At 71.9% G+C, this 23,594-nt stretch carries 21 protein-coding genes and 1 pseudogene; 9 read left to right on the forward strand and 13 right to left on the reverse strand.

Translation table 11 applies throughout. The features are described from left to right. Positions 1 to 158 precede the first annotated feature (158 nt). The 4 genes from ACWDR0_RS29880 to ACWDR0_RS29895 all read right to left on the reverse strand — a co-directional run bounded on the left by ACWDR0_RS29880 (position 159) and on the right by ACWDR0_RS29895 (position 5,087). Positions 159 to 749, reverse strand: coding sequence for a malonic semialdehyde reductase (locus ACWDR0_RS29880; protein ID WP_456354924.1), 591 nt, complete (start codon positions 747 to 749; stop codon positions 159 to 161). 902 nt (positions 750 to 1,651) lie between these two features. Continuing rightward, positions 1,652 to 1,984 (reverse strand): exodeoxyribonuclease VII small subunit, encoded by a 333-nt coding sequence (locus ACWDR0_RS29885; protein WP_456354925.1) that lies wholly within the window; start codon positions 1,982 to 1,984, stop codon positions 1,652 to 1,654. A gap of 190 nt (positions 1,985 to 2,174) precedes the next feature. Beyond that, positions 2,175 to 3,395: an exodeoxyribonuclease VII large subunit gene (xseA, locus tag ACWDR0_RS29890; protein WP_456354926.1), complete on the reverse strand. Its 1,221-nt coding sequence runs from the start codon at positions 3,393 to 3,395 to the stop codon at positions 2,175 to 2,177. A 246-nt stretch (positions 3,396 to 3,641) separates the two neighbouring features. Next, the gene (locus ACWDR0_RS29895; protein ID WP_456354927.1) at positions 3,642 to 5,087 is read right to left on the reverse strand and encodes an APC family permease; all 1,446 of its coding nucleotides are present in this window, start codon (positions 5,085 to 5,087) and stop codon (positions 3,642 to 3,644) included. A gap of 115 nt (positions 5,088 to 5,202) precedes the next feature. Here ACWDR0_RS29895 and ACWDR0_RS29900 point away from each other — a divergent pair, with 115 nt between their 5' ends. Next, complete coding sequence (locus ACWDR0_RS29900) at positions 5,203 to 6,216, forward strand: 4-hydroxy-3-methylbut-2-enyl diphosphate reductase (RefSeq protein ID WP_456354928.1); 1,014 nt, start codon at positions 5,203 to 5,205, stop codon at positions 6,214 to 6,216. Between the two features lie 30 nt (positions 6,217 to 6,246). Continuing rightward, positions 6,247 to 6,996, forward strand: coding sequence for a polyphosphate--glucose phosphotransferase (ppgK, locus tag ACWDR0_RS29905; protein WP_456354929.1), 750 nt, complete (start codon positions 6,247 to 6,249; stop codon positions 6,994 to 6,996). Positions 6,997 to 7,150: 154 nt separating this feature from the next. Here ppgK and ACWDR0_RS29910 read toward each other — a convergent pair whose 3' ends face one another. Then, complete coding sequence (locus tag ACWDR0_RS29910) at positions 7,151 to 7,831, reverse strand: DUF6542 domain-containing protein (protein ID WP_456354930.1); 681 nt, start codon at positions 7,829 to 7,831, stop codon at positions 7,151 to 7,153. Positions 7,832 to 8,232: 401 nt separating this feature from the next. Here ACWDR0_RS29910 and ychF point away from each other — a divergent pair, with 401 nt between their 5' ends. Then, positions 8,233 to 9,321 carry a redox-regulated ATPase YchF gene (gene ychF / locus ACWDR0_RS29915; protein WP_456354931.1) on the forward strand — a complete coding sequence of 363 codons (1,089 nt, stop codon included), beginning with the start codon at positions 8,233 to 8,235 and terminating at the stop codon, positions 9,319 to 9,321. A gap of 134 nt (positions 9,322 to 9,455) precedes the next feature. Here ychF and ACWDR0_RS29920 read toward each other — a convergent pair whose 3' ends face one another. From ACWDR0_RS29920 to ACWDR0_RS29935, 4 genes are all read right to left on the reverse strand, one after another. After that, complete coding sequence (locus ACWDR0_RS29920) at positions 9,456 to 9,719, reverse strand: type II toxin-antitoxin system RelE family toxin (RefSeq protein WP_456354932.1); 264 nt, start codon at positions 9,717 to 9,719, stop codon at positions 9,456 to 9,458. Next, the gene (locus ACWDR0_RS29925) at positions 9,712 to 9,981 is read right to left on the reverse strand and encodes a type II toxin-antitoxin system Phd/YefM family antitoxin (protein WP_161367966.1); all 270 of its coding nucleotides are present in this window, start codon (positions 9,979 to 9,981) and stop codon (positions 9,712 to 9,714) included. The genes ACWDR0_RS29920 and ACWDR0_RS29925 overlap by 8 nt, the downstream gene beginning before the upstream one ends. Positions 9,982 to 10,225: 244 nt before the next feature. Next, positions 10,226 to 10,825 carry a Uma2 family endonuclease gene (locus ACWDR0_RS29930; RefSeq protein WP_456354933.1) on the reverse strand — a complete coding sequence of 200 codons (600 nt, stop codon included), beginning with the start codon at positions 10,823 to 10,825 and terminating at the stop codon, positions 10,226 to 10,228. A 25-nt stretch (positions 10,826 to 10,850) separates the two neighbouring features. Beyond that, a complete protein-coding gene (locus ACWDR0_RS29935; protein WP_456354934.1) occupies positions 10,851 to 11,210 on the reverse strand; it encodes a DUF4326 domain-containing protein in 360 nt (119 codons plus the stop codon). 267 nt (positions 11,211 to 11,477) lie between these two features. Here ACWDR0_RS29935 and ACWDR0_RS29940 point away from each other — a divergent pair, with 267 nt between their 5' ends. Beyond that, positions 11,478 to 12,917, forward strand: coding sequence for a DUF4190 domain-containing protein (locus ACWDR0_RS29940; RefSeq protein WP_456354935.1), 1,440 nt, complete (start codon positions 11,478 to 11,480; stop codon positions 12,915 to 12,917). Between the two features lie 237 nt (positions 12,918 to 13,154). Here ACWDR0_RS29940 and ACWDR0_RS29945 read toward each other — a convergent pair whose 3' ends face one another. After that, positions 13,155 to 14,495: a glycoside hydrolase family 18 protein gene (locus ACWDR0_RS29945; protein WP_456354936.1), complete on the reverse strand. Its 1,341-nt coding sequence runs from the start codon at positions 14,493 to 14,495 to the stop codon at positions 13,155 to 13,157. A 296-nt stretch (positions 14,496 to 14,791) separates the two neighbouring features. Between ACWDR0_RS29945 and ACWDR0_RS29950 the strand changes: the two genes are divergently transcribed. The 5 genes from ACWDR0_RS29950 (at position 14,792) to ACWDR0_RS29970 (ending at position 20,002) form a co-directional block, all read left to right on the forward strand. Then, on the forward strand, positions 14,792 to 15,544 hold the full coding sequence (locus tag ACWDR0_RS29950) for a GntR family transcriptional regulator (protein ID WP_456354937.1): 753 nt from the start codon (positions 14,792 to 14,794) through the stop codon (positions 15,542 to 15,544). Positions 15,545 to 15,824: 280 nt separating this feature from the next. Beyond that, positions 15,825 to 16,004, forward strand: coding sequence for an SPOR domain-containing protein (locus ACWDR0_RS29955; protein ID WP_456354938.1), 180 nt, complete (start codon positions 15,825 to 15,827; stop codon positions 16,002 to 16,004). Between the two features lie 26 nt (positions 16,005 to 16,030). Then, positions 16,031 to 16,453 (forward strand): (deoxy)nucleoside triphosphate pyrophosphohydrolase, encoded by a 423-nt coding sequence (locus ACWDR0_RS29960; RefSeq protein WP_456354939.1) that lies wholly within the window; start codon positions 16,031 to 16,033, stop codon positions 16,451 to 16,453. A gap of 171 nt (positions 16,454 to 16,624) precedes the next feature. After that, positions 16,625 to 17,041, forward strand: a complete 417-nt coding sequence (locus ACWDR0_RS29965) for an ATP-binding protein (RefSeq protein WP_456354940.1) — start codon at positions 16,625 to 16,627, stop codon at positions 17,039 to 17,041. A gap of 147 nt (positions 17,042 to 17,188) precedes the next feature. Further along, positions 17,189 to 20,002, forward strand: a complete 2,814-nt coding sequence (locus ACWDR0_RS29970; protein ID WP_456354941.1) for a SpoIIE family protein phosphatase — start codon at positions 17,189 to 17,191, stop codon at positions 20,000 to 20,002. Positions 20,003 to 20,106: 104 nt separating this feature from the next. Here ACWDR0_RS29970 and ACWDR0_RS29975 read toward each other — a convergent pair whose 3' ends face one another. The 3 genes and pseudogenes from ACWDR0_RS29975 to ACWDR0_RS29985 form a co-directional block, all read right to left on the reverse strand. Then, a complete protein-coding gene (locus ACWDR0_RS29975) occupies positions 20,107 to 20,820 on the reverse strand; it encodes a PspA/IM30 family protein (RefSeq protein WP_456354942.1) in 714 nt (237 codons plus the stop codon). Between the two features lie 149 nt (positions 20,821 to 20,969). Then, on the reverse strand, positions 20,970 to 23,216 hold the full coding sequence (locus ACWDR0_RS29980; protein WP_456354943.1) for a TPM domain-containing protein: 2,247 nt from the start codon (positions 23,214 to 23,216) through the stop codon (positions 20,970 to 20,972). Positions 23,217 to 23,450: 234 nt separating this feature from the next. Further along, a pseudogene (locus tag ACWDR0_RS29985) lies at positions 23,451 to 23,594 on the reverse strand (acyl-CoA dehydrogenase); the annotation flags it as partial.

Below are 23,594 nucleotides of genomic sequence, written 5' to 3' on the forward strand. Positions count from 1 at the left end.
GCAGGTACTTGAGGACCACGGTGCAGTCGTCGGTGGCCTGGAAGTTGGGGTCGCCCGCGGCGATCTCGTAGGCCCGGCGGATCGTGGAGAGCCTCGGACGGGTGCGGCGGCCCTGTTTCATGCTCTGCGGTGCTCGGCCGTGATTACGGCCGAGTCGATCAGACGGAGGTCACCACGGAGTCGTAGCCCAGCCGCGGGGAGCGGGGGAACCCGCCCTCGGCGGCGGGCCGCCCGATGTTGACGATCATCAGCGGGGTGTGGTCGCCGTCCAGGAACTCCTTCTGGACGCCCGCGTGGTCGAAGCCGGTCATCGGCCCGGCCGCCAGACCGGCGGCCCGGATCCCGAGGATGAAGTACGCGGCCTGGAGCGCGGCGTTCATGCCCGCGGACTGCTCGCGGACCGGGCGCTCGGCGAAGAAGAGGTCCTTGGCCTGCGGGAAGTGGGGGAGCAGCCCGGGCAGCTCCTCGTGGAACTCGTTGTCGGCGGCGAGCACGGCCACCAGCGGGGCCGCGCCGGTCTTCTCGCGGTTCCCGTCGGACATCAGCGGCAGCAGCCGGGCGCGGGCCTCCTCGGAGCGGACGAGGACGATCCGCAGCGGGGTCTGGTTGAACGCGGTGGGTCCGAACTTCACCAGCTCGTAGATCTCCTGGACCAGCTCGTCGCTCACCGGCTCCCCGGTGAAGGCGTTCGCGGTACGGGCCTGGCGGAAGAGCAGGTCCTGGGCGGTGGGGTCAAGGGTGAGGGGCATGCGTGGGGAACCTTCCGGTGCGATCCGTGGGGGAAGTACGGAGGGTCCAACCGTAGCGCAATAGATTAAATTTCAACTAAATGCGGAGTGTGAGCCACCGCATATCCCTCCGGGGGTGGCCAGGGGTGGGCGAAGGTACGCCCCGCCGCAGGTGGGGCGGGGTTCCTGCCGGGCTTCCGCCGTCGGGGCGGGGTGGGGCTCCCGGGCCGGTTTCTGCCCGGGCGAGCCGGAGATTCCCGCCCGGGGCGCAGGAGGAGGGCGGCACGGCCGGTGACGGACCCGGGCGTGTTGTCCGCAAGACAGCGCCGTCCGCCCGGAGGGCGGGGGCCTGCGGCTTCCCCGGCCCTGCGGCTTCCTCGGGCCTGCGGCCGGAAGGCCTGCTCCCGGCTCCCGCCGCCACCGGGCGGTGCGGGCCCGGGCCCGTGCCTCCGGGCGAGGCCGGACGGGGGCTGTCCACCGGGCATCCGTCCGCCGCGGGGCGTGCGGCGCGGGGTGCGGGATGCGGGCTCTGGGGTGCGCGGGTTCGTGCCCGGCCGGGTTGGTGCGCACCCGGTGATGGACAGGGTCTGGGCTCCGGCCCGGGTGGGGCGGGGGCCGGGCGCGCGTCCGCCTGTACCGGAGCCCGGCCCGCCATGCACGTGGCCGCCCGCCTGTGGGCCGGACGCGTCCGCCTGTGTCGGAGCCCGTCCCGGCAGGCACGACGCCGCCCGGCTGCGGGCGCCGCCTGCCCGGTGCTGTGCGGCGGCGCAGGGCCGCGGGTGCCCGTCCGCTCGGCAGGGGCGAGCCGCGGAGCCGCCGTACCCGGCCCGGAAGGGCCGCCCGGCCGAGCCGTATCCGCCCACCGCGGCCGGAGCCCCGGGCGAGGGCCCGGACGGGAGCCGGACCGCCCTGCCGCCCTGCCGTTATGCGCCCGCCGGAGGCTCCTCGGCCTGGTGCGCGGCCAGGGAGGCGTCCAGCCGGGCCCGGGCACCCTCCAGCCAGTGGCGGCAGACCTTCGCCAGCTCCTCGCCGCGCTCCCAGAGCGCCAGAGACTCCTCCAGCGTCGTCCCGCCCGCCTCCAGCCTGCGGACGACGTCGATCAGCTCGTCGCGCGCCTGCTCGTAGCCGAGCGCGGCCCGCTCGGAGGCCGCCGCCTCCGCCTCCGTCGCGTTCCCGGCCGCCTCGGCCGTTCCCCCGGTGCCGTTGCTGCCGTTGCTGCCGTCGTTGCTGTCGGTGCCGTCGCTCTTCGCGGCCATGAGTCCCTCGCGTTCCTTGTTCCTGTCCTGGTTCCCGGTGCCGTCCGCTTCCGGCGGCCGGGTCGTTCTGCGGGCGTACGGCCCGGTGCCCTCCAGGGTTCCGTTTCCGCCCCGGCGGTCCCCTCGGCGGCGGACGGCGGGCGCCCGGCCCGCGCGGGTCCGCACGGGCGCCCGGCCCGCCGCGATGGCGCTACGGCGCCCCGCGCCCCGTCACCCGTACCGACAGCTCGCCCTCCGCCACCCGGGCCCGCAGCCCGTCCCCGTCGGCCACGTCGTCCGGTGAGCGGACCACAGTGCCGTCGGCGGACTGGAGCACCGCGTACCCCCGCTCCAGGGTCGCGGCGGGAGAGAGCGACACCACCCGGGCCCAGGTGTGCGACAGCTCCGAATCGGCCCGGTCCAGCAGATGGCCCAGCACCCGGCGGGCGCGCGCGGTCAGTGCGTCCAGCTCGGCCGCCCGCTCGTCCACCATCCGCTGCGGACGCTGCATCGAAGGGCGCCCCAGGGTGTGCGCGAGCCCCCGCTCCTCGCGGTCCAGCAGCCCCCGGACCGTACGGAGGGCCCGTTCCCGCAGCTGGCGTACCCGCTCCAGCTCCTCGCCGACATCCGGGACGACCTTCTTCGCCGCATCGGTCGGGGTCGAGGCCCGCAGATCGGCGACCAGGTCCAGCAGCGGGGAATCCGGCTCGTGGCCGATCGCCGACACCACCGGCGTACGGCACTCTGCCACCACCCGCACCAGCCGCTCGTCCGAGAACGGCAGCAGATCCTCCACGCTGCCGCCGCCGCGGGCCACCACGATCACATCGACCTCGGGATGGTCGTCCAGCTCCTTGACCGCCTGGACGACCTGCGTCACCGCGTGGACGCCCTGCACGGCCGCGTTGCGCACCTCGAAACGGACCGCGGGCCACCGCCGCCGGGCCACCTCCAGCACATCCCGCTCGGCGGCCGACGCCCGGCCGCAGACCAGACCCACCCGGTGCGGCAGGAAGGGCAGCGGCTTCTTCCGCTCCGGAGCGAACAGCCCCTCCGCCCCCAGCGACCGCTTCAGCTGCTCCAGCCGCACCAGCAGCTCGCCCATGCCGACCGGCCGTATCTCCACCGCGCGCAGCGAGAGCTGGCCCCGGGGCGCGTACCACTCCGGCTTGGCGTGCACGACGACCCGCGCGCCCTCCGACACCACATCCGCGACCGCGTCGTAGACCTGCCGGAAGCAGGTGACGCTCACCGAGATGTCATGGGCGGGATCGCGCAGGGTCAGAAAGACGACGCCCTGCCCCGGGCGCCGGTTCAGCTGGGTGATCTGCCCCTCCACCCAGACCGCGCCGAGCCGGTCGATCCACCCCCCGATCAGCCGTGAGACCTGCCCCACCGGCAGGGGGGCCTCCGGGGACGTGTTGAGAGCCATACGGGGGAGCGTAACGGCCGGGTGTGACAGCGGGCGTCCACGACGTGACCCGCGTTGCCGCCCGTACGGGCCGCGCCCCGGAGGCCACGCCGCCCGGGCCGCCCGGCCCCGCATCCCGCGGGGCGGGCCCGCTCGTACGCGCCGGGCCACGGGCCGGCCCCGTACGACGGACGGGCCGGACGGCACGGGGCGTACGGCGCACGTCGTACGGCACGGGTGGTACGGCCCACCGCCCCGTCCGGGGCGTCACAGCTCTCCCGGCCGCTCCCAGCGAACCGCCAGCACCACCAGCCCCACGCCCAGCCAGACCACACCCACCACCTGCGCCGCGGTCGCCGCCTCGACCATCACCGCGATCAGGATCACCGCCCCCACCACCGGCACCACCAGATGCCGCAGCCGGTCCGGCGGGCCCTCCATCCGGCGCACCACGAACCAGCCGACCACGCTCGCGTGCAGCAGGACGAACGCCGTCAGCGCCCCGATGTCCACGACCGACACCAGATCGCCGAGACCGTTGGCCTGCCGGGCCGCCCACACCGCCGCGACCAGTGAGATCACCGCCGCCACCAGCAGTGCCACCCGCGGTGTCCCGGCGTCGGTCCGGGCCAGCCCGCGCGGCAGCCGCCGGTCCCGGGCCATCGCGAACAGCAGCCGGCCCGCCGCGGCCTGCGCCGCCAGCGCCGCGAAGGCCGCGCCGATCGCCTTGCTCACCGCGATCAGATCGTGCAGCCAGGTGCCCACGGAGGTGTCCACCGCGTCGTAGAAGGCGGCCCCCTGCTTCTCCGGTGCGGCCGCCAGCTCGGCCGACGACAGCGGCTCCAGCAGCGCCACCAAATATGTCTGCACGAAGAACAGCACCCCGGCCACGGCCAGGCAGAACAGCACCGCCCGCGCCACCTTCCGGGAGCCGCCGGTCACCTCCTCCGCGAACGAGGCGATCGCGTCGAACCCCAGATACGACAGCACCGCCACCGAGACCGCACCCAGCACCGCCGTCATCGAGAAGCCCAGATCGCCGGTGAGCGGCGAGAGCCAGCCGCGCTGCGCGCCGTCCCGTGCCAGCACCACCACCGCGGACACCACGAACACCAGCAGCACCACGATCTCCATGACCAGCACCGCGAAGCCGACCCGGGCCGCGGGCCGGACGCCCCAGAGGTTCAGCGCGGTGGTCACCAGGACCGCGAGCACCGTCCAGATCCACCGGTCCACGGAGGGCACCAGCGCCTCCATCGCGATCCCCGAGAACAGATAGGCGACCGCCGGGATCAGCAGATAGTCCAGCATCGCCATCCAGCCCGCGATGAATCCCGGGCCCTGGCCGAGGCCCTTGGTGGCGTAGGTGAAGACCGAACCGGCCCGCGGGGCGACCCGCACCATCTGCGCGTAGCTGACGGCGGTGAAGGCCATCGCGACCGTGGCCACCGCGTAGACCAGGGCCACCGCGCCGTGCGACTTGGCGTCGAGGGTGCCGTAGACGCCGACCGGCGCCATGGGGGCGATAAAGAGCAGACCGTAGACGACCAGATCGCGGAATCCGAGGGTCCGCCGCAGCTCGCCGCCCTCGGCACCGGCCCTCGACTCCGGAACGCCAGGACCGTCCGCCGCACCGGGAACATCCGGACCGCCCGGACCGCCCGGCCTGCCGGGTCCGCCCGGTCCGTCCGCACTGTTCGTACTGTCCGCCATCGGCACTCCGTCCTCCCGCGCACGCACCCCCGCACGGCCGTGGCACCGCCGACGCGTGATCGGGAACAGTCTTCCCCCGGGCGGTGATCCTCCGCCTCTTCTGCTCCGCCTTACGATGGGGGGCATGAGTGCTACGCCTCCGGCCCGTCGCGTCCTCCTCGCCGCCCCCCGTGGCTACTGCGCGGGTGTGGACCGTGCCGTGATCGCCGTCGAAAAGGCCATCGAGCAGTACGGCTCGCCGATCTACGTCCGCCACGAGATCGTCCACAACAAGTACGTCGTTCAGACCCTGGAGCGGAAGGGCGCGATCTTCGTCGAAGCGACGGCGGAGGTCCCCGAGGGCTCCATCGTGATGTTCTCGGCGCACGGTGTCTCGCCCGTCGTCCACGACGAGGCCGCGGAGCGCCGGCTCGCGACCATCGACGCGACCTGCCCGCTGGTCACCAAGGTCCACAAGGAAGCCGTCCGGTTCGCCAACGAGGACTACGACATCCTCCTCATCGGCCACGAGGGCCACGAGGAGGTCATCGGCACCTCCGGCGAGGCCCCCGACCACATCACCCTGGTCGACGGCCCGGACGATGTGGCGAAGGTGTCCGTACGCGACGAGTCGAAGGTCGTCTGGCTCTCCCAGACCACCCTCTCCGTCGACGAGACCATGGAGACCGTCGACAAGCTGAAGGAGAAGTTCCCCCAGCTGATCTCGCCGCCGAGCGACGACATCTGCTACGCCACGCAGAACCGCCAGATCGCGGTCAAGCAGATGAGCGCCGAGGCCGATCTGGTGATCGTCGTCGGCTCCAAGAACTCCTCCAACTCGGTCCGGCTGGTCGAGGTCGCGCTCGGCGCGGGCGCCCGTGACGCCCATCTGGTCGACTTCGCCGAGGAGATCGACGAGGCCTGGCTGGAGGGTGTGACGACGGTCGGCCTCACCTCCGGGGCCTCGGTACCGGACATCCTGGTCGAGGGCGTGCTGGAGTGGCTCTCGCAGCGCGGATTCGAGGATGTGGAGCTGGTGAAGTCGGCGGAGGAGTCGATCACCTTCTCGCTCCCGAAGGAGCTGCGCCGGGACCTGCGGGCCGAGGCGGCCGAACTGATGGCCCGGGGCGGTGCCGCGGCTGCCGGGTGACGTGCTTCCGGTGCCCGTAACGTGGTCCCCATGAACGTCTTCGGAGTGGACATCGGTGGATCCGGCATCAAGGGCGCGCCCGTCGACCTCGACCGCGGGGACCTGGCGGAAGAGCGCCACAAGGTACTGACCCCGCACCCGGCGACGCCCGACGCGGTCGCGGACGGCGTCGCCGAGGTGGTGCGGCACTTCGGCTGGACGGGGCCGGTCGGGATCACCTTCCCCGGTGTTGTCACCGGGGGTGTCACCCGTACCGCCGCCAATGTCGACAAGGGTTGGATCGATACGGACGCGGCCGCGCTGCTCAGCGGCAGGCTGAACGGCAGCGCGGTCACCGTGCTCAACGACGCGGACGCGGCCGGGGTCGCCGAGATGACCTTCGGCGCCGGGCGCGGCCGCAACGGCACGGTGATGATGCTGACCTTCGGTACGGGCATCGGCTCGGCCCTCTTCGCCGACGGGCGTCTGGTGCCCAATACCGAGCTGGGCCATCTGGAGCTGCACGGCAGGGACGCCGAGACCCATGCCTCCACCAAGGCCAAGGAGGACGAGGACCTCTCCTGGCAGCACTGGGCGCGCCGGGTGCAGAAGTATCTGGCCCATGTGGAGATGCTGTTCTCGCCCGAGCTGTTCATCATCGGGGGCGGGGTGTCCCGCAAGGCGGAGAAGTTCCTGCCGCTGATCGAAGGCATCCGCGCGGAGATCGTCCCGGCCCGGCTCCAGAACAACGCGGGCATCGTGGGCGCGGCGATGGCCTGCTCGACAGCGCCCCGGCACTGACGCGCCACCGCTGTCGCTTGACGTTTCCCGCTTCCGCGGCTTCCGTTTCCGCGGCGGTGCCCGGCCCGGGCGGTTTCCCGGGCCCTGGGCTCCGGCCCGGCACCGGCGGCTTCCCGGGCCCGGGCCCGCTCGCGGTCCGGGTCCCGGCGGGAGGCTACCGGCGGCCGGCCGGCGGCGCGCCCGCCGGACCCGCCTGGCCCGCCGGACCTGCCTGCCCCACCTGCCCCACCTGCCCCACCTGCCCTGCCTGTCCCGTCTGACCGGTCGGCCCCACCGGGGCCGTACGCGTCCGGCGCTTGCGGCGGCTCATATGCCGCACCTTCCGCAGGGACGCGATCACGCCCGCGACGAGCGTCCCGCCGTACAGCCAGCCCGCGTGCACGGCGAGGGCTGTCACCACGGCCATGACCTGGCCGCCGAGCCCGCCCTCGCCACCCGAGATGGGGACGATGCCCGCGGCGAAGGCGATCGGCACGCTGATGGGGGCGGTCACCAGGTCGGCCTCGCGGACCCAGAGCGCGGTCAGGGCGCAGACCGGCAGGAAGAGAAGCCCGTAGACCAGGGCGGAGCCGTCGAACAGCAGCCAGTCGAGCGAACCGACAAGCACCATCGTGACCAGCGCGAACAGCCCCGCGCCCAGTCCGGTGAGCCGGGGCGCGGGCAGTCTGCGCAGCACCTGGGCGAAGGGCGGCGCGGGGCGCGCCGGGGGCGCGGGCCGTACTCCGTACAGGACGGGACGGTCCGCGAGGGCGCTCTGCGGGGAGAGCGGACCCGGGGAAAGGGGGGCCTGCGGCCGCCTGCGGCGCTGGGGGTGACTCGTCCTTGGCTGCTCCACCCGAACAACGTAGGTCGGGAGTGGGGCGGAATCCGCTACAGGACACGCCCTTTGGATGACCTTGGCGAAGAGTTCGACTCCACCAGCCGCCTCGGGACGTTTGTCCGGCCCCGGAGACGCCCCGGGCCGCACCGGCTCCGTTTTCCCCACCCGCCCCGGGAGCCCCAGGAGCCCCCGGCCCGGGACAGCCCGCTCCCGGCGGACCGTGCTGTCCGGGGGCCGCGTACCGCCGTGGCCGACCGCGCTCCCCGGCCGTCCCGGAGCCGTTCCTCACCCTTCCCCGGGTCCCTCCCGGGCTCGTCGCGGCACGGATCGTGCGGACCGTAGACTGGGGGATCAGCCGTGCCCGGAGCACGACCTCGGCCGGCCCCTCCCGCTCACCCACCCAGGAAGTCGTCACCGTGTCGCTCACGATCGGAATCGTCGGCCTGCCGAATGTCGGCAAGTCGACCCTGTTCAACGCCCTGACCAAGAACGACGTGCTGGCGGCCAACTACCCGTTCGCCACCATCGAGCCGAACGTCGGTGTGGTCGGGGTTCCCGATGCCCGGCTCACCAAGCTGGCGGAGATCTTCGGCTCCCAGCGCGTCCTGCCGGCGACGGTCGACTTCGTCGATATCGCGGGCATCGTCCGGGGTGCGAGCGAGGGCGAGGGCCTGGGCAACAAGTTCCTGGCGAACATCCGGGAGTCCGATGCGATCTGCCAGGTCATCCGGGCCTTCAAGGACGAGAACGTCGTCCATGTCGACGGCAAGGTCTCGCCCGCCGACGATATCGAGACGATCAACACCGAGCTGATCCTCGCCGACCTCCAGTCCGTCGAGAAGGCGGTGCCCCGGCTGACGAAGGAGGCCCGCCTCCAGAAGGAGAAGGCCGCGGTCCTCGCCGCCGTCGAGTCGGCGCAGAAGATCCTCGAAGAGGGCCGGACCCTGTTCTCCGCGGGCATCAGCAAGGGCACCGAGCAGGGCGACCTCCTCCACGAGCTGCACCTGCTGACGACCAAGCCCTTCCTCTACGTCTTCAACGTGGACGAGGACGAGCTGGTCGACGAGGACTTCAAGAACGAGCAGCGGGCCCTGGTCGCCCCCGCCGAGGCGATCTTCCTCAACGCCAAGATCGAGTCCGAGCTGATCGAGCTGGACGACGACGAGGCCCTCGAACTCCTCCAGTCCATGGGCCAGGAGGAGCCCGGCCTCGCCACCCTCGGCCGCGTCGGCTTCGACACCCTCGGCCTCCAGACCTATCTGACGGCCGGCCCCAAGGAATCCCGGGCCTGGACCATCAAGAAGGGCGCGACCGCCCCCGAGGCCGCCGGAGTCATCCACACCGACTTCCAGAAGGGCTTCATCAAGGCCGAGGTCATCTCCTTCGCCGACCTGGTCGAAACGGGCTCCGTCACCGAGGCCCGCGCCAAGGGCAAGGCCCGGATGGAGGGCAAGGAGTACGTGATGCAGGACGGCGACGTCGTCGAGTTCCGGTTCAACGTCTGAGCGGATGAAATAGCGCCACGTCGCTGACGTGGCAACCATGCTGATCAGAAGGGGTTGGGCTGCTAGGAGCTCAACCCCTTCGTCGATCCCGTGCTGGATCGGTGCTGGATATTCTGACCTGATGTCAGCAGTGTTCAGGTGCTGTAGACAGTGGAGCGATGCCCGACGTGTACCACCCACACCACCAGCTCGCCGTTGTCGATCGTGTAGACCACGCGATAGTCGCCCACCCGTAGGCGGCGGCGGTCGGGCTGGGAGACGAGGGCGGTGGTGTTGAACCCCAGGGGGTCGGTCTCCAGCTCGGTCAGCTTCGCCAGAATGCGGAGGGCCATGTCCCGCGGGACCTTGCGGAGCTCGGCCTGAGCCTCGGGTCGGAAGACGGTGCGGTACTCATTCACTGCGCGCCAGCGTCTCCCTCATGACGTCCTCGATCGGGATGCCGGGTGCCGGGTTGGCCATCCGCTCGTCGATGATGCGGTTGATCTCGCGCTCTTCCCACTCCTGGTACTTGCGCAGCACCTCGATGGAGACGACGGCGGCGACCTGCTTGCCGCGCCGGGTGATCACGGTGGGTACATCGTCCCGGTCGGCTCGCTCCACGACCTCGGCCAGATGCGCCCGGACATCGCGGATGGACTCTATGGGCAGTGGCTGTGTCATGCGCTCAAGCGTACCGAGTGTTGCATGTGTACACAATGCTCATGGATGTTCGGAGGTGCCGGGTAAACCGCGACGGTGCTGGATCTGTGCTGGGTGCGATCTTCAACAGGTGCGTTTCCGCAGGTGGGAGCTCTGTACTACAGATTTCGCTTCAACGTGTAGTCATACGCGTACTCTGCGCCGAATCCTGGTCGGGCGTACCACCGGCAAGGGTCGGGCTCGCCGGAGCCCGGCCCCTCCGCCGTCACCGCCCCGGCGTGCCGCCCGCCGGTCGTTGCGGTGTGAGGCTGTCGAGGTCCACTTCGATATCGAACGGCACCGGGCGCCGGAGGGTACCCCGGAAGATTCCGGCGGGCGCGTAGGCGCCGGTGGGTTCGTCGAGCTCGTAGACATGGACGACGGGTGCCCCGTCCTCGTCCTCGATGCGCCAGTAGTGCGGGATCCCGGCTTCCGCGTACTTCCGGAGCTTTACTGTGCGATCGCGATGGGCTGACTCGGGCGAGACGACCTCAATGACGAGCTGGACGTCCTCCGGCGAGAACCAGGTGCGGTCGCCGTCGAAGTCGGCGGTCGTCAAGAGAAGGTCCGGTTCGGGACGGTTGCGCGGGTCGAGCTTGATGGTCATCTCGCGCCCGACTCTGGTGTCGGCAGGCACCTGCTCCATGAGTGCGACCGTGAGCATGGTGACGAGGTGGCCGCGCCACCACCTCTGGGGCGACATCATGAAGACGAGTGCTCCGTCGATCAGCTCGGTGTGGCGCGGTGCCTCGGGGAGACTGTCCAGATCCTCCGCGAACCAGCCTTCCGCGCGTGGCGGGCGCATCCAGTCAGGCAGTGCGGTCATGGGCGAGCCCTAGCGATTCCGGCCGTCAGGAGGGTCCCTTCCCCGCTTCTGGCGAAGACTCTCCGCGACCCGCGTCGGCCAGCTCCGCGATGACCTCCGCATGGCATCTCTCGGGCAGGCACCAGCAGCCGAGCCGGTGGCCCCGCAGGGGCGGGAGCAGGGCGAGGAGATCGGGGCGGGAGAGGAGATGCGCGCGGTAGGCGGTCAGGACCTCCTCCCGGGTGCCGTCGGGGCCGGGGCGGAAGGGGCTGGCCAGGGGCGAGCCGGGCAGATGCCAGCCGCCGCGGTTCATGGGGCGGCCCACATAGACGACGTCCGCGTACGCCGGGTCGTCGCGATGGCCCTTCAGATTGACCACGGTGGTCTTCGGGCGGGGGCGGTTCATGCACAGGATCCTCCGTGAGGACGGGGCGGTGCGCCACGCGAGCGGCAGGCCGGCGGTACCGGAACGGGAGACGGGGAGTGGCCCGGGCTCCGGCCCGTAACGGAATAGTCCCCGATGACCTGCGATCACGCCCCGCTGTATCAACAGCCCCGGGATGTTTGTACGATTTCAGCCTCCCGCGCTCGATTCCCGCACCCCACCCGGCCTGACGCATGCCGGAAACCGGACGAGTCCGGCGCACCCCCTGATGAGGAGAGCATCACTTCCGTGGACCCATCGCAGCAGCAGCCAGGGCCGGAGCAGCAGCCGGGGGACCGCACCCCGGAGCCGGCACCGGGCCAGGAGCAGGTGTCCGGGCAGCCCGGTGGTCCGGCCGCGAGCGCACCGCCCGCCGCGGCAGGCGATCCCTTTGCCAAGCCCGGCCCGTTCGGACGGGACCGGGCCGAACGGGCCCAGGAACCGTCCGGGCCCGCCGGGCCCCCCGCGCCGCACGGGGAGTGGCAGCAGCCGGGACCCGCCGGTGAGCCGGCCCCGTCCGGTCCGCCGGGACAGCCGGTGCCCTCGGGTCACCCCGGGCAGCCCGGTCCGTTCGCGCCCTTCGGGCAGCCCGTCCCGGGCCGGGCCGGCTCGCATCCCGCGTACCACCCGTATCAGCAGTTCCCCGGCTATCCGGCGCCGCCCGCGCCGCCCTCGACCAACGGCTTCTCCATCGCGGCGCTCGTCTCCGGAGTCGTCTGCTGCATGCCACCGCTGGGCATGATCCTCGGCGCGGTCGCGCTCCGGCAGATCAAGAAGAAGGGACAGCGCGGCAAGGGCATGGCGATCTCGGGCATCGCGCTCTCCGCCGCCTCCACCCTGCTGATCGGACTGTTCTTCGCAACCGGTGCCGCGAGTGACTTCTGGGACGAGGTGGAGAAGGCCGCCGACGAGGCCGCGTCGTACCAGACCGTCGGTGACCTGAAGAAGGGTGACTGCTACAACCTGCCCGGCAGCGGGAACGGCGACGGCGCCGAGGTCTCGGAGATCCAGGTCGTCGACTGCGCGAAGCCCCACGAGGCCGAGATCACCGGTGGATTCAAGATCACCGGCTTTGACGGTTTCCCCGGTGAGAAGGTCCTGGAGCCCCTCGCCGAGCGGCGCTGCGACGACGTCGACACCGCCTATGCGATGGACGCCTGGGCGATCCCCGCGACCATGAGCGGGTACTACTACATCCCGACCAAGGAGAGCTGGAACTCCGGCGACCGCCGGGTCAGCTGCGGCTACGCCACCGAGAACGGCCGGAAGACGACCGGATCCATCCGGCGCGACGCCGGCGGTCTCGACAAGGACCAGATCGCCTATCTGACGGCCGAGAACAAGGTGCTGCGGGCCGGCTACCAGGAGCCCGAGAAGGACTACCCGGAGGCCGTGCAGGGGCATCTGGCCTGGGCCAAGGCGACCGCCTCCGCGATGGGGGAGGCCACCGCCGGTCTGCGCGGCCACACCTGGCCGGGTGCCGCGGGTGCCGCCGTGGTCAAGCGGGCGGGCCAGTTCGACAAGGCGCGTGCCGCCTGGGACAAGGCGGCCAAGGCCAAGGACGAGGACACCTTCTGGGAGCACGTGTTCGAGGCCGAGGCCGCGCTGGACGTGAGGACGGAGAAGACCATCCGCCAGGCGCTGAAGCTGTCGACCACGGAGCCCGTTCCGGACGACGAGCGCGTCTGACCGGTCCGGCCGTGCTCCCCGCCGCCCGGCGGCGGGCCCCGCGCGCACCGTGATCCGGTCCCGCGGACGGACGAAGGCCCCCTGTTCCCGGCCGGGAACAGGGGGCCTTCGCGTGCGAGGCCGGGCAACGGTCCCGCACGGGAGAGGAGACCGGTCCCGAGAGCCACCGACAGCCCCCGGACACCGGTCTCCTCCAAGGACGCTTCCCGGCCCCTGCCCGGTCCGCGCCCCGCTCGGTCAGCGGCGCGGCAGCTCTCGGGCGACCGTCCGCATCAGCTCGCCGTCCGCGGTGTCCCCGTCGAGGGACCAGAACATCGCGCCGCCCAGGCCCTTGTCACGGATGTAGTCGGCCTTGGCCCGCAGCACCTGGGGGTCGTCGTACGTCCACAGGGTGTTGCCGTCGAAGAGCCAAGCCTGACCGTACTTCCGGTAGACCTTGTACTGGCCGGAGTCGGCCAGCTTCTTCAGCTCCTTGTAGTCCTCGTAGCCCGCCTGGTACTTCGCCGGAGCGGGCTTCTGGGCAGGCTGCCCCATGCCGTCGCCGCCGCCCGTGACGCCCGTCCAGCCCTGGCCGTACGCGGGCATGCCGACCACGAGCTTGTGGGCGGGGGCACCGCGGCGCAGCCAGTCGTTCACGGTCTGGCTGACGCTGAAGTCGTTCTTGGCGTAGAGCGCGGACTGCTGTGCCGTGGTCTTCTCACCGGACACATGGAAGTCGTAGCCCTGGAGGTTGACGAAGTCGAAGTCCTTCATCAGCTTCTTGACCTCGAAGCCGGCGTCGATCTTCGCGGGCGCCGTCGGTACGAAGGCCGAGAGCTCGTAGTGCTTCCGCTTGCCGTCCTTCTGCCGCGGCTGGCTCTTGGCGTACTCGTCGAGCTGCTTGCGGAACTCCCGCACCACCGCGGTGAAGTTCTTCTTGTCCTCGGGACGGTAGATCGTGTCGTCCTCGCCCGACGAACCGGGCCACTCCCAGTCGAGGTCGATGCCGTCGAAGACACCGGCGGCCACCCCCGCGCCGCCGCGGGTGCCGTCCACGGGCAGGTTGCCCTTGATGTAGATGTCGATACAGGAGGCGACGAACGCCTCGCGCTTCTCCTTCGTGAGCACCGCGTCGGAGAAGTGCGTCGACCAGCTCCAGCCCCCGAGGGAGATCATGTTCTTGATCCCGGGGTGCTTGGCCTTGAGCTCCTTCAGCTCGTTGAAGTTACCGGCGAGCTTCTGGTCCCAGGTGTCCCCGACCCCGTCCACCGATTCGGCGGCGGAGACCCCGCGCTGGTAATCGGCCCACGGGTCGGCCTGACCCGCCGGCCCCTGGATCATGCACTTGCCGTCGGGGCTGACGTTCCCGAAGGCGTAGTTGACGTGGCTCAGTTCGGCAGCCTGACCGCTGGTGTCCAGATCCTTGACCTGGAAGTCGCGGCCGTAGATGCCCCACTGGGTGAAGTAGCCGATGCGCTTGTACGAGCGACGGTCGTCGTCATCGCGGTCGTCGGACGCCACGGCGGCGGGCGCCAGCGTGGCCATGAGCGAGAGGGATGCGGCTGCAACAGCCGTCCGGACAAGGTTTCTTCGACGCATGGGGGGCTCATTTCCTGTGCGTAGTCCCGTGGGCCGGGCGCGCGGGGGCGCGCACCCGCGCCAGGATCTTCCGTGAACGGGCGTCGTGCAGCACAGGACGCTATTGGTCTGGACCATTAAGGTCAATGCCTAGCCGTAAAACGCTGGTCGAGGGGAAAACCGGTCTCTTACGTTCCGCCAATTGTTGCCGGAGAGTAAAGCTTTGGCCCTTGGTTGCGGGCGACAAGCGCCCGTTGTCAGGCTGTTGCCGTCTGTCGCTGTCTTTCCCTGTGTGCGGGTGTGGTTGGGAGTGGTTCGTGGCCATCGGTGAGCAGCCGGCCTATCTTCGCGTGGCGAGCGACCTCCGCCGGAAGATCGTCGACGGCACGCTGCCGCCGCATACCCGTCTGCCCTCCCAGGCCCGGATCCGGGAGGAGTACGGCGTCTCCGACACCGTCGCGCTGGAGGCGCGCAAGGTGCTCATGGCCGAGGGGCTGGTCGAGGGGCGCTCGGGCTCGGGCACCTATGTGCGGGAGCGGCCGGTGCCGCGCCGGATCTCCCGGTCCGGCTTCCGTCCGCCCTCCGGGGCCAACCCCTTCCGGCAGGAACAGACCGCCGCCGGGGCCCAGGGCACCTGGGAATCCCGGAGCGAGCAGGAGGCGGCGGACGTCGGCACCGCGGCCCGGCTGGGCGTCCCGGTCGGCGCCCGGGTGATGCGCACCCGCTATGTCTTCCGGGAGCGGGGTGAGGCGATGATGCTCTCCACTTCCTGGGAGCCCCTCGATGTCACCGGCCGGACCCCCGTGATGCTCCCGGAGGAGGGGCCGCTCGGCGGCTGCGGGGTCGTCGAACGCATGGCCGCCATCGATATCGTCGTCGACAATGTGAGCGAGGAGGTCGGCGCCCGGCCGGGGCTCGCCGACGAGCTGCTGACGCTGGGAGGTGTGCCGGGTCATGTCGTCATGGTGGTGGCCCGTACCTACTACGCGTCCGGCCGGCCTGTGGAAACCGCGGATATTGTCGTACCGGCGGATCGGTTCCGGGTCGCTTACCACCTGCCCGTGAGATGACGGCCGCCCGCCGCCGCGGCCCCGCTCCGGAGGATCCTGCCCGCGGCACGGTTATCCGCGGTGCGCAGCGGGCATAGGACGGAGCGGATACGGACGGGGGGCGTCGCCGTGCGCGGCGATGCGGCGGCCGGGGTGCCGCCGGACCTCTTTCCTATCTCTTTGTGAAAATCCGTATGCGCTGAGTGAAGGTCAGGCGTAGGCTCCGGCATATGCATAATGCGGTTTCCCGGGGATCTTCTCGAACTTCTCAGTCCTGCGGACCCATCGGGGGAGGGGTGCGATGAGCGACGGCAGCGCTGCGCTCTCCTGGCTCGTCATACGCCAGGACGACAACGGCAATCGCTACCGCGTCGGCCGGTACGCCACGGAGGACGAGGCCCGGAAGATGGTCGACCAGCTCGACGCCAAGGGCCATCGGCAGCTGTATTCGGTGGAGCGGGCCGAGGGCTCGGTGCGCTGACGGCCGACGGAGGTACGCTCCGGCGCATGACGGATCCTGATCGTGTCGTGGTCGCCGGAGCACTGCTGGACCGGGGGCGGCTGCTGGCTGCGCGCCGCAGCGCCCCCGAGGAGGTCGCCGGGCGCTGGGAGCTGCCCGGAGGCAAGGTCGAGCCCGGCGAGCGCCCCGAGGACGCGCTGGTGCGCGAGTTGCGCGAAGAGCTGGGCGTGGTGGCGGAGCCCCTGGACCGTATCCCCGGTGAATGGCCGCTGAAGCCCGGCTATGTGCTCCGGGTGTGGACCGTCCGGCTGCTGTCCGGCGAACCCCGCCCGCTGGAGGACCACGACGCCCTGCGGTGGCTCGGCCCCGACGAGACGGATGCCGTGGACTGGCTGGACCAGGACCGCCCGGCCGTTGCCGAGGCGGCACGTCTGCTGCGTGAACAGTCGTCCCCTGACACGGCCGCCTGATGGCACCGGCCGACGGTCCCGTGGGCCGTCGCTGGGCCGTTCGCGTCAAAGATGCTCCTATAAGTGGATAAATAACCCTCAACCCTACGAAAACGGGTATCTCCGGGCGCGATTCGGGTATGTGGTGTTGTAGCCACCCGAATGGGACGTGGATCTGCTGCTGGTCCGGGAGTGAGCGGCGTGATCGACATCGACGGCGCCTGCGCCGAATGGACCTTTCCCGCCGAGCCCGACGCCGTACGCTCCGCTCGGCACGCCGTCCGGGACACCCTCCGCGACTGGGGCCTCGACCACGGCGTCAGTGATGTGACGGTGCTCCTGGTGAGCGAACTCGTCACCAACTCCCTGCGTTATGCCTCCGGCCCCATCGGGGTCCGGCTCGCCTGCCACGAACCCGGCGAGAACCCGCCCTCCCTCCTGGTCGAGGTCTCCGATCCGCTGCCCGACCCGCCCGTCGCGCGGACCGCCGCACCGGACGACGAAAGCGGACGCGGACTGCAACTGGTCGCCGGAACCGCCCGCCGCTGGGGGACCAGACGCGGATTGACGGGCAAGACTGTGTGGTTCGAGCTGTCACTTGCTGGTTAAAAGTGTGAAGGGACAACGATCACGGCTCGGACGGCGCAAAATGAACGAGACCGTGCTGTGATCGTGAACGCCGTGTGCGTCGGAGCCGTAGTGCTGAATACTGCGGTCATGGCCGGTCCGGTGCGGTGAGCTGGAGGGGACGGTCGCGTGAGCGAGATATCTGGGACGACGGGCGATGTCGTATGGCAGAGCAGCCCGCCTGGCTCGATCTACGACTACATCAGGGCTGCCTCCTTCTCGATAGGTCCGGACGGGCTGGTGGACCAGTGGAGCCATCGCGCCGCCGACCTCTTCGGCCTCACCGCGTCCGAGGTCCGCGGCCGGGACCCGATCGAGGTCCTCCTCCCCGCCGAGCTGCGCCCTCGCGGCCACCGGCAGGTCAAGGAGATACTCGACGGTAAGGAATGGACGGGCCTGGTGCCCTTCCGGACCCCCGCGGGCACCGGCGCCCCCGACACCTCCCGGATCAACGGCCTCGCCGAGGTCTATGTCATGCCCAGCGAGACGGAGACCGGGGAACGGGCCGCCCTCTGCATCGTCGTCGACGTCCGTGCGCTCCGCCGCATCGAGACGGACCTCGCCGCCTCCGAGGCGATATTCGGCCAATCGCCCTTCGGCTTTCTCCTCTTCGGCACCGATCTCCGCGTCCAGCGGGCCAATCAGCGCTTCGCGACCGTCTTCGGCGGTGCCGCCGAGGACCACCGCGGCCGCACCGTCCACGACTACCTCTCCCGGCCCGAGGCCGACCGGATGACCGCGTCGCTGCGCAGGGTCCTGCTGACCGGGGAGCCCGCGATCGACCTCCAGCTGGTCGGCGCGCCGCCCCACAGCCCCGAGCGCCGCCACTGGTCCATCAACCTCTACCGCGTCCACAGCGGTACGGGCCGGACCATCGGAGTGGCCGGAATCGGCACCGATGTGACCCGTCGGCACGTGGCCGCCCGCGAAGCCGCCAGCGCCCGCCGCAACCTCGCCCTCCTCAACGAGGCCAGTGCCCGTATCGGCAACTCCCTCGACCTGGAGACCACCGCCAGGGAACTGCTCGGCGTCGCCGTCCCCGGCTTCTGCGACCTGGCGTCCGTCGACCTCTACCAGTCGCTGCTCAGCGGGGACGACGAGACCCGGGGACCCTGGGACGCCTCCGGTGCCGACGGCTCCGGAGGAGCACTGCGCCGTGTCGCCTTCGCCAGCGCCGTCTCCGACGCCCCGCTGATCACCACCCCGGGCTGCGGCACCCGCGGCGAGACCCCCACCGAGGTCGGTGAGGTCCACCGCTACAGCGCCAACTCCCCGTGCTCCGACGCCCTCCGCACCGCCCGGGTCCAGCACATCCCCGGCAAGGAAGGCAGTCTCGTCCGGTCCACCCTCGCCGTCCCGATGGTGGCGCACGACTCCGTCGTCGGACTCGTCCAGTTCTCCCGGACCAAGGGAAGCGAACCCTTCGGCGAACGCGACCGGGCCCTCGCCGTCGAACTCGCCGCCCGGGCCGCGGTCTGCATCGACAACGCCCGCCTCTACCGCCGCGAGCACGAGCGGGCCCTCATCCTCCAGCGCAGCCTGCTCCCCCCGGGCGACCCCGAGGCCGCGGGACTGGACATCGCCTGCCGCTATCTGCCCGGAAACACCGCCACCGAGGTCGGCGGCGACTGGTTCGACGTCATCGAACTGCCCGGCCACCGCACCGCCCTCGTCGTCGGCGATGTGATGGGACGCGGACTGCGGGCCGCCGTGGCCATGGGCGAACTGCGCACCGCCGTCCGCACCCTGGCACTCCTCGACCTGGAACCGGCCGAGGTGCTCTCCGCCCTCGACGAGATCGCCCGGGGCCTCGGCGGCCCCAGCGGAACCCAGCAGGGCACCCGGGTGGCCCACAAATCCCGTGAGGCCGATCTCGCCGAGGTCTATCTCGCGACCTGCGTCTACGCCGTCTACGACCCGGTGACCCGCCGCTGCACCTTCGCCAACGCCGGCCATCTGCCGCCCGTCCTCGTCGAACCCGGCGAGGAGGCGCTGCTGCTGGACGTCCCGCCGGGGATGCCCCTCGGTGTCGGCGGCGAACCCTTCGAAGAGGTCGAGGTCGAACTCCCGGAAGGAGCGCTCCTCGCGCTCTACACCGACGGACTCGTCGAATCCCGCGACCACCACCTCGACGAGGGCCTGACCGCCTTCCGCACCGCCCTGACCGGCCCGACCCGGCCCCAGGGCAACCCCGGCCCGCAGGAGCCGCCCGCCTACCCCGGACACCTCCGCCCCGGGCCCGCTTCCTCCGGCGTCCCCGGCCCGGCCCAGCCCGCCGGGCGCCCGCTGCCGTCCCGCCGCCCGGCCCCGCCCGGCCGGACCCGGCCCACCGGACCCGCCGTCCCCGTCCCCGCCCCCGGACCCGCCGTCCCCGCCCCCGGTCCGGAACTGCCCGCCCCGGCCGTACGCGCCGCCCTGCCGCGGTCGCTGGAGGACATCTGCGACCACGTCCTGAACACGCTCGACACCCGCCACGGCGAGGACGACATCGCCCTTCTCATGGCCCGCGTCCAGGGACTCCCCGACGACGCCGTCGGCGACTGGCAGCTGCCCCGGGAACCCCGGTCCGTCGGGCGCGCCCGCGAGCTGACCCGCTGCCAGCTGGACTCCTGGGGCCTCGGAGCCCTGGTCGACACCGTCGAGCTGCTGGTGAGCGAGCTGGTGACCAACGCACTGCGCTACGGCGAGGGCGAGATCAGGCTCCGGCTGCTGCGCGATCGCACCCTGGTCTGCGAGGTCTGGGACGGCGGTCTGGTCCAGCCGCGCCGCCGCCGGGCCCGGGACACCGACGAAGGAGGCCGAGGCCTCCAGCTCGTCGGCCTGCTGAGCGCGGCCTGGGGCTCCCGGCGGACCCCCCGGGGCAAGACGGTCTGGTTCGAACTCGCCCTCCCGGGCGAAGGCACGGCCGAGCCCACGGTGGAACAGCTGCTGAGCATGTTCTGACCCGCGGCCCGCGCCCCGCCCGGATACGAGCGGGACGAAACGCACCAGAAGCGCACACAGCACGAGAAGCACCGTACGAAACCGGAGCAGCGCGGCGGCGACCGTCAGGAAGCTGCCTTCAGCGCGGCCAGCCGGGCCTCCACCTCCGCCGTGTCCCCCAGACCGTCGAGCTGCTCGAACTGGGAGTCCAGGGACGAGGCGGCCAGCTCCTGCTTGCCCAGCGCCCGGGCCTCCTCCCGGCGTACCTTGTCCTCGAACCGGCCCAGCTCGCTCGCCGGGTCCAGGACGTCGATGCTCTTCACCGCGTCCAGCATCCGGTTCTGCGCGTCGGCCGTACGGGACCGGGCCACCAGCTCGTCCCGTTTGGCCTGGAGCTGGGAGAACTTCTCCTTCATCTCGCCGAGACCCGACTTCAGCTTCTCCACGACCTCGGTCTGTGCGGCTATCACCGGCTCGGCGGTCTTCGCCTCCTGCTCGGAACGGAGCTGACGCTGGAGGGCCACCCTGGCCAGTTCGTCGAACCGGTCCGCCTCGGCACTCTGCCCCGAGGGCCGCAGCTCGTCCGCCTTCCGGCTGGCCGCGAGTGCCTTCTCGCCCCACTGCGCCGCGGCCGCGACGTCCTCCTGGTGGTCCTGCTCCATCAGCCGCAGATTGCCGATGGTGCCGGCGATCGCCTGCTCCGCGTCGCTGATGTTGTTGGCGTAGTCCCTGATCAGCTGGTCGAGCATCTTCTCGGGGTCCTCGGCCTGGTCGAGCAGGGCGTTGATGTTCGCCTTGGCCAGCTGGGTGACCCGGCCGAGGATGGTCTGTTTCGTCATCGCGCTTCTCCTTTGCGGAGCCGGACAGCCCGGGAGGGCTGGGGGGAAACGGGGGATCAGCGGGCCCGGAAGGCCCGGCGGACATCGGGGGCGGTGTGGCGAACGAGCCCGGGGAAAGCCGCCGGACCGCCCTGGACCGGCGGAAACACTCAGAAGCGCCCACCACCCATCCGGCCTCGGGTGCCCCCGCCGCCGAACCGGCCCGGCCCTCCGTCGAACCCGCCGCCGAATCCCCCGCCGCCGAACCCGCCGGCACCGAACCCTCCCGAACCATGACCACCGCCCCTTCCCCCGCCGAACAGTCCGCCGAGGAGAATCCCGCCGAGCACCGCTCCGCCGAGACCGCCTCCCGCGCTTCCTGCCCCTGTTACACCGCCCGGGCCCAACGGGTTCCCGAATCCGCGGACGTCCTCCTCCGCGAGGCGCTGCGCCTCCCTCGCCAGGCCGTCCGCCCGCTGGGCTTCGCCGAGCGCGGCCCGGGCGTCCGCCTGCGCCGCCTGACCCACCTGCTCCGTCCCCGCGGCCCCGGCGTTCCCGGCCGGCTCGGCCGGCCCCGACGGTCCCGCCGCCAGTTCCGCCGAGAGCGCGAGCCGCCGCTCCGCCTCCGCCAGTCTGGTCCGGGCGGGGCTGCCGACCGCTCCACGGTGTGTGGCGATGTAGTCGGCGGCGGCCTCGACGGCGGCCCGGGCCCCGAGCGTCGCCTGCCCGAGCAGGGACCGGGCCCGTCGCGCCGACTCCTCGTCGGCCCTCGCCCCCGCCAGTGCCTCGTCCAGCGCCGCGTCGGCCTCCTCCACCCGCCGCAGCGCGTCGATCGGGTCGTAGGGTCCGGCCTCCATCTCCCGGCGCACCTCGGCCGCCACGGTCTCGGCGCGGGCGATCCGCCCCCGCAGCCCGGCCGTCGACGCCCCGCCCCCGGTACCGTCGAGCACTCCGCGCGCCTCCGCCAGGTCGCTGTCGGTCTCGGTGAGCGCGCCCGGCAGCGCGCCGACCGCTTCCGCGAGTTGCCGGGCCCGCCGGTCCACCCCCTCGATAAGCAGGCCGGCCTGGGACAGCGCGCCCTCCGCGGCCCGGATCTGGACGGCCGCCGTGGCATTCTCACCGGCGCCGAGCGCGGTCCTGGCCCGGTCCGCGGCGGTCTTCGCGAACACCAACCGGTCCCCGGCCGCCGCCGCGTCGCCCGTAACGGGGGCGGCCGCGGACGGCGCGTACCGCTCTCGCATCACCGCCAGCGCCGCGTCGGTGGACAGGAGCCGTCCGTTCAGTTCGGCGAACCGCTCGTCCGCCGTCCGCAGTGCCTCCGGAGCGTTGCGCTCCAGATCGCGCAGCCGGTCGAAGTCCTCCGATTCGGCGTCCAGCTTCCGGTCCGCGTCCGCGCAGCGGGTGAGGATCTCCTCCAGCATCCGCCGCCGGGTGGCGTCGTCCTCCGGATGCGCGTCGTCGAGCTGCTGGCGCAGTCTGAACGCCGCGGTCAGCTCCCCTTTGGCATAGGCGACGGCGGCGGCGAAGGGTTCCGCCGCGGCCTCGCCGAACTGGGCCGTGGCGAAGCCGAGCTCCTCCTGGCTGGTCCGCAGTGCGTCGTCCGCGCCGACGAGCGCCTGCCGGGCCCGCGCGTCCAGCTCCGCCGTGGGGGGACCGGCCGCCGCATCCGGAGCGCTGCTCCATCCCTCCCGGCCGCCCTGCGGGGTGGTACGGGTGGCGGTACGGCGCCTGCGGCGCGAGGCGGCGTAGGCGGCGACCCCGCCGACGGCGATCGCCACTCCCACCGGCAGTACGAGATCCCCCGCACCGGTCCCGGCGGGCGCGGTGCCGGGATCGGGGTCGCCCGGGACGACCGACGGAGTCGGTACGGGCTGTCCGGCGAGCAGTGCCGCATAGCCGTCCGCGGCGCCGACGGCGGCCCCCGCCCAGTCGTTTCCGCGCAGCGGGGGTTCGATCGCGGTCCGGGCGACCTCCGCGAGCCCGGCGTCGGTGAGAGGGGACGCGACGGGTGCCCAGTAGGCGTACTGGCGTTCGTGGGTGGCGACGGCGAGCAGCAGGTCGTCGGTGCCGAGTCCGTTGCGGCGGGCGGTGGCGTCGGTCCACTCCTGCGGGGTCCGGCCGGAGAAGTCGCGTACATAGACGACGAAGAGCTGGATCCGGTCGGCGGCGTACAGCCGGTCGAGTGCCCGGACGGCCTCGGCGCGGCGGTCGCCGAGGGCACCGGCCCGGTCGGTGATCTGCCCGTCGCGGGAGAGGGTGACGGGGTCGTCCGCGGGTGCCACGGCCCGGGCGGGCGCGGCCGCCGCGCTCCCGGCCACCAGGCCCGGGGCCGCCGCCGGGAAGGGGCCGAGCGGCAGAGCAGGCCACGCGGCCGCGAGGAGCACGGCGAGGGTCACCCGGGTGGGTATTCGCGTCACATGGGGAGGCTATGTCCCGAATTTCGGAGGCGCGACCTGGCGAGAACTCGCCAAGCGAGTGTCACGCTGAGTAATTGCGGACATCCTTTCGATACGCGGCCGGGCAGGGCGGAGCCAGGTCGGGGTGTACGGAGAAGCCGGAGCCCGCGCCGCGTGGCGCACCTTGACAACTGCACAGAGTGAAAAGGGCACAGAGTGAGAGGGAGCAGAGGGGTCGGGCGGGCCGGACGCCGGGCCCGTGGAGCGGTGCCCGAGCATGGCCGAGGCGGGAACCCGTACCCGGTCGAGCACCAGTTCCGCGGTGGCCCGCGGCCTCAGGCTCCCGAGGTCACCCGCAACGCCGCCAGGCGGGCCAGGCAGCCCTCCAGTGCCAGCTCG

Source organism: Streptomyces sp. NPDC003691 (assembly GCF_053981115.1).

Coding starts and splice junctions, on each gene's coding strand:
- ppgK (WP_456354929.1), top strand. CDS start 6,247: ATGAACGTCTTCGGAGTGGACATCGGTGGATCCGGCATCAAGGGCGCG.
- ACWDR0_RS29945 (WP_456354936.1), bottom strand. CDS start 14,495: ATGCGTCGAAGAAACCTTGTCCGGACGGCTGTTGCAGCCGCATCCCTC.
- ACWDR0_RS29880 (WP_456354924.1), bottom strand. CDS start 749: ATGCCCCTCACCCTTGACCCCACCGCCCAGGACCTGCTCTTCCGCCAG.
- ACWDR0_RS29960 (WP_456354939.1), top strand. CDS start 16,031: ATGACGGATCCTGATCGTGTCGTGGTCGCCGGAGCACTGCTGGACCGG.
- ACWDR0_RS29895 (WP_456354927.1), bottom strand. CDS start 5,087: ATGGCGGACAGTACGAACAGTGCGGACGGACCGGGCGGACCCGGCAGG.
- ACWDR0_RS29925 (WP_161367966.1), bottom strand. CDS start 9,981: ATGACACAGCCACTGCCCATAGAGTCCATCCGCGATGTCCGGGCGCAT.
- xseA (WP_456354926.1), bottom strand. CDS start 3,395: ATGGCTCTCAACACGTCCCCGGAGGCCCCCCTGCCGGTGGGGCAGGTC.
- ACWDR0_RS29885 (WP_456354925.1), bottom strand. CDS start 1,984: ATGGCCGCGAAGAGCGACGGCACCGACAGCAACGACGGCAGCAACGGC.
- ACWDR0_RS29935 (WP_456354934.1), bottom strand. CDS start 11,210: ATGAACCGCCCCCGCCCGAAGACCACCGTGGTCAATCTGAAGGGCCAT.
- ACWDR0_RS29975 (WP_456354942.1), bottom strand. CDS start 20,820: ATGACGAAACAGACCATCCTCGGCCGGGTCACCCAGCTGGCCAAGGCG.
- ACWDR0_RS29930 (WP_456354933.1), bottom strand. CDS start 10,825: ATGACCGCACTGCCTGACTGGATGCGCCCGCCACGCGCGGAAGGCTGG.
- ACWDR0_RS29955 (WP_456354938.1), top strand. CDS start 15,825: ATGAGCGACGGCAGCGCTGCGCTCTCCTGGCTCGTCATACGCCAGGAC.
- ACWDR0_RS29900 (WP_456354928.1), top strand. CDS start 5,203: ATGGGGGGCATGAGTGCTACGCCTCCGGCCCGTCGCGTCCTCCTCGCC.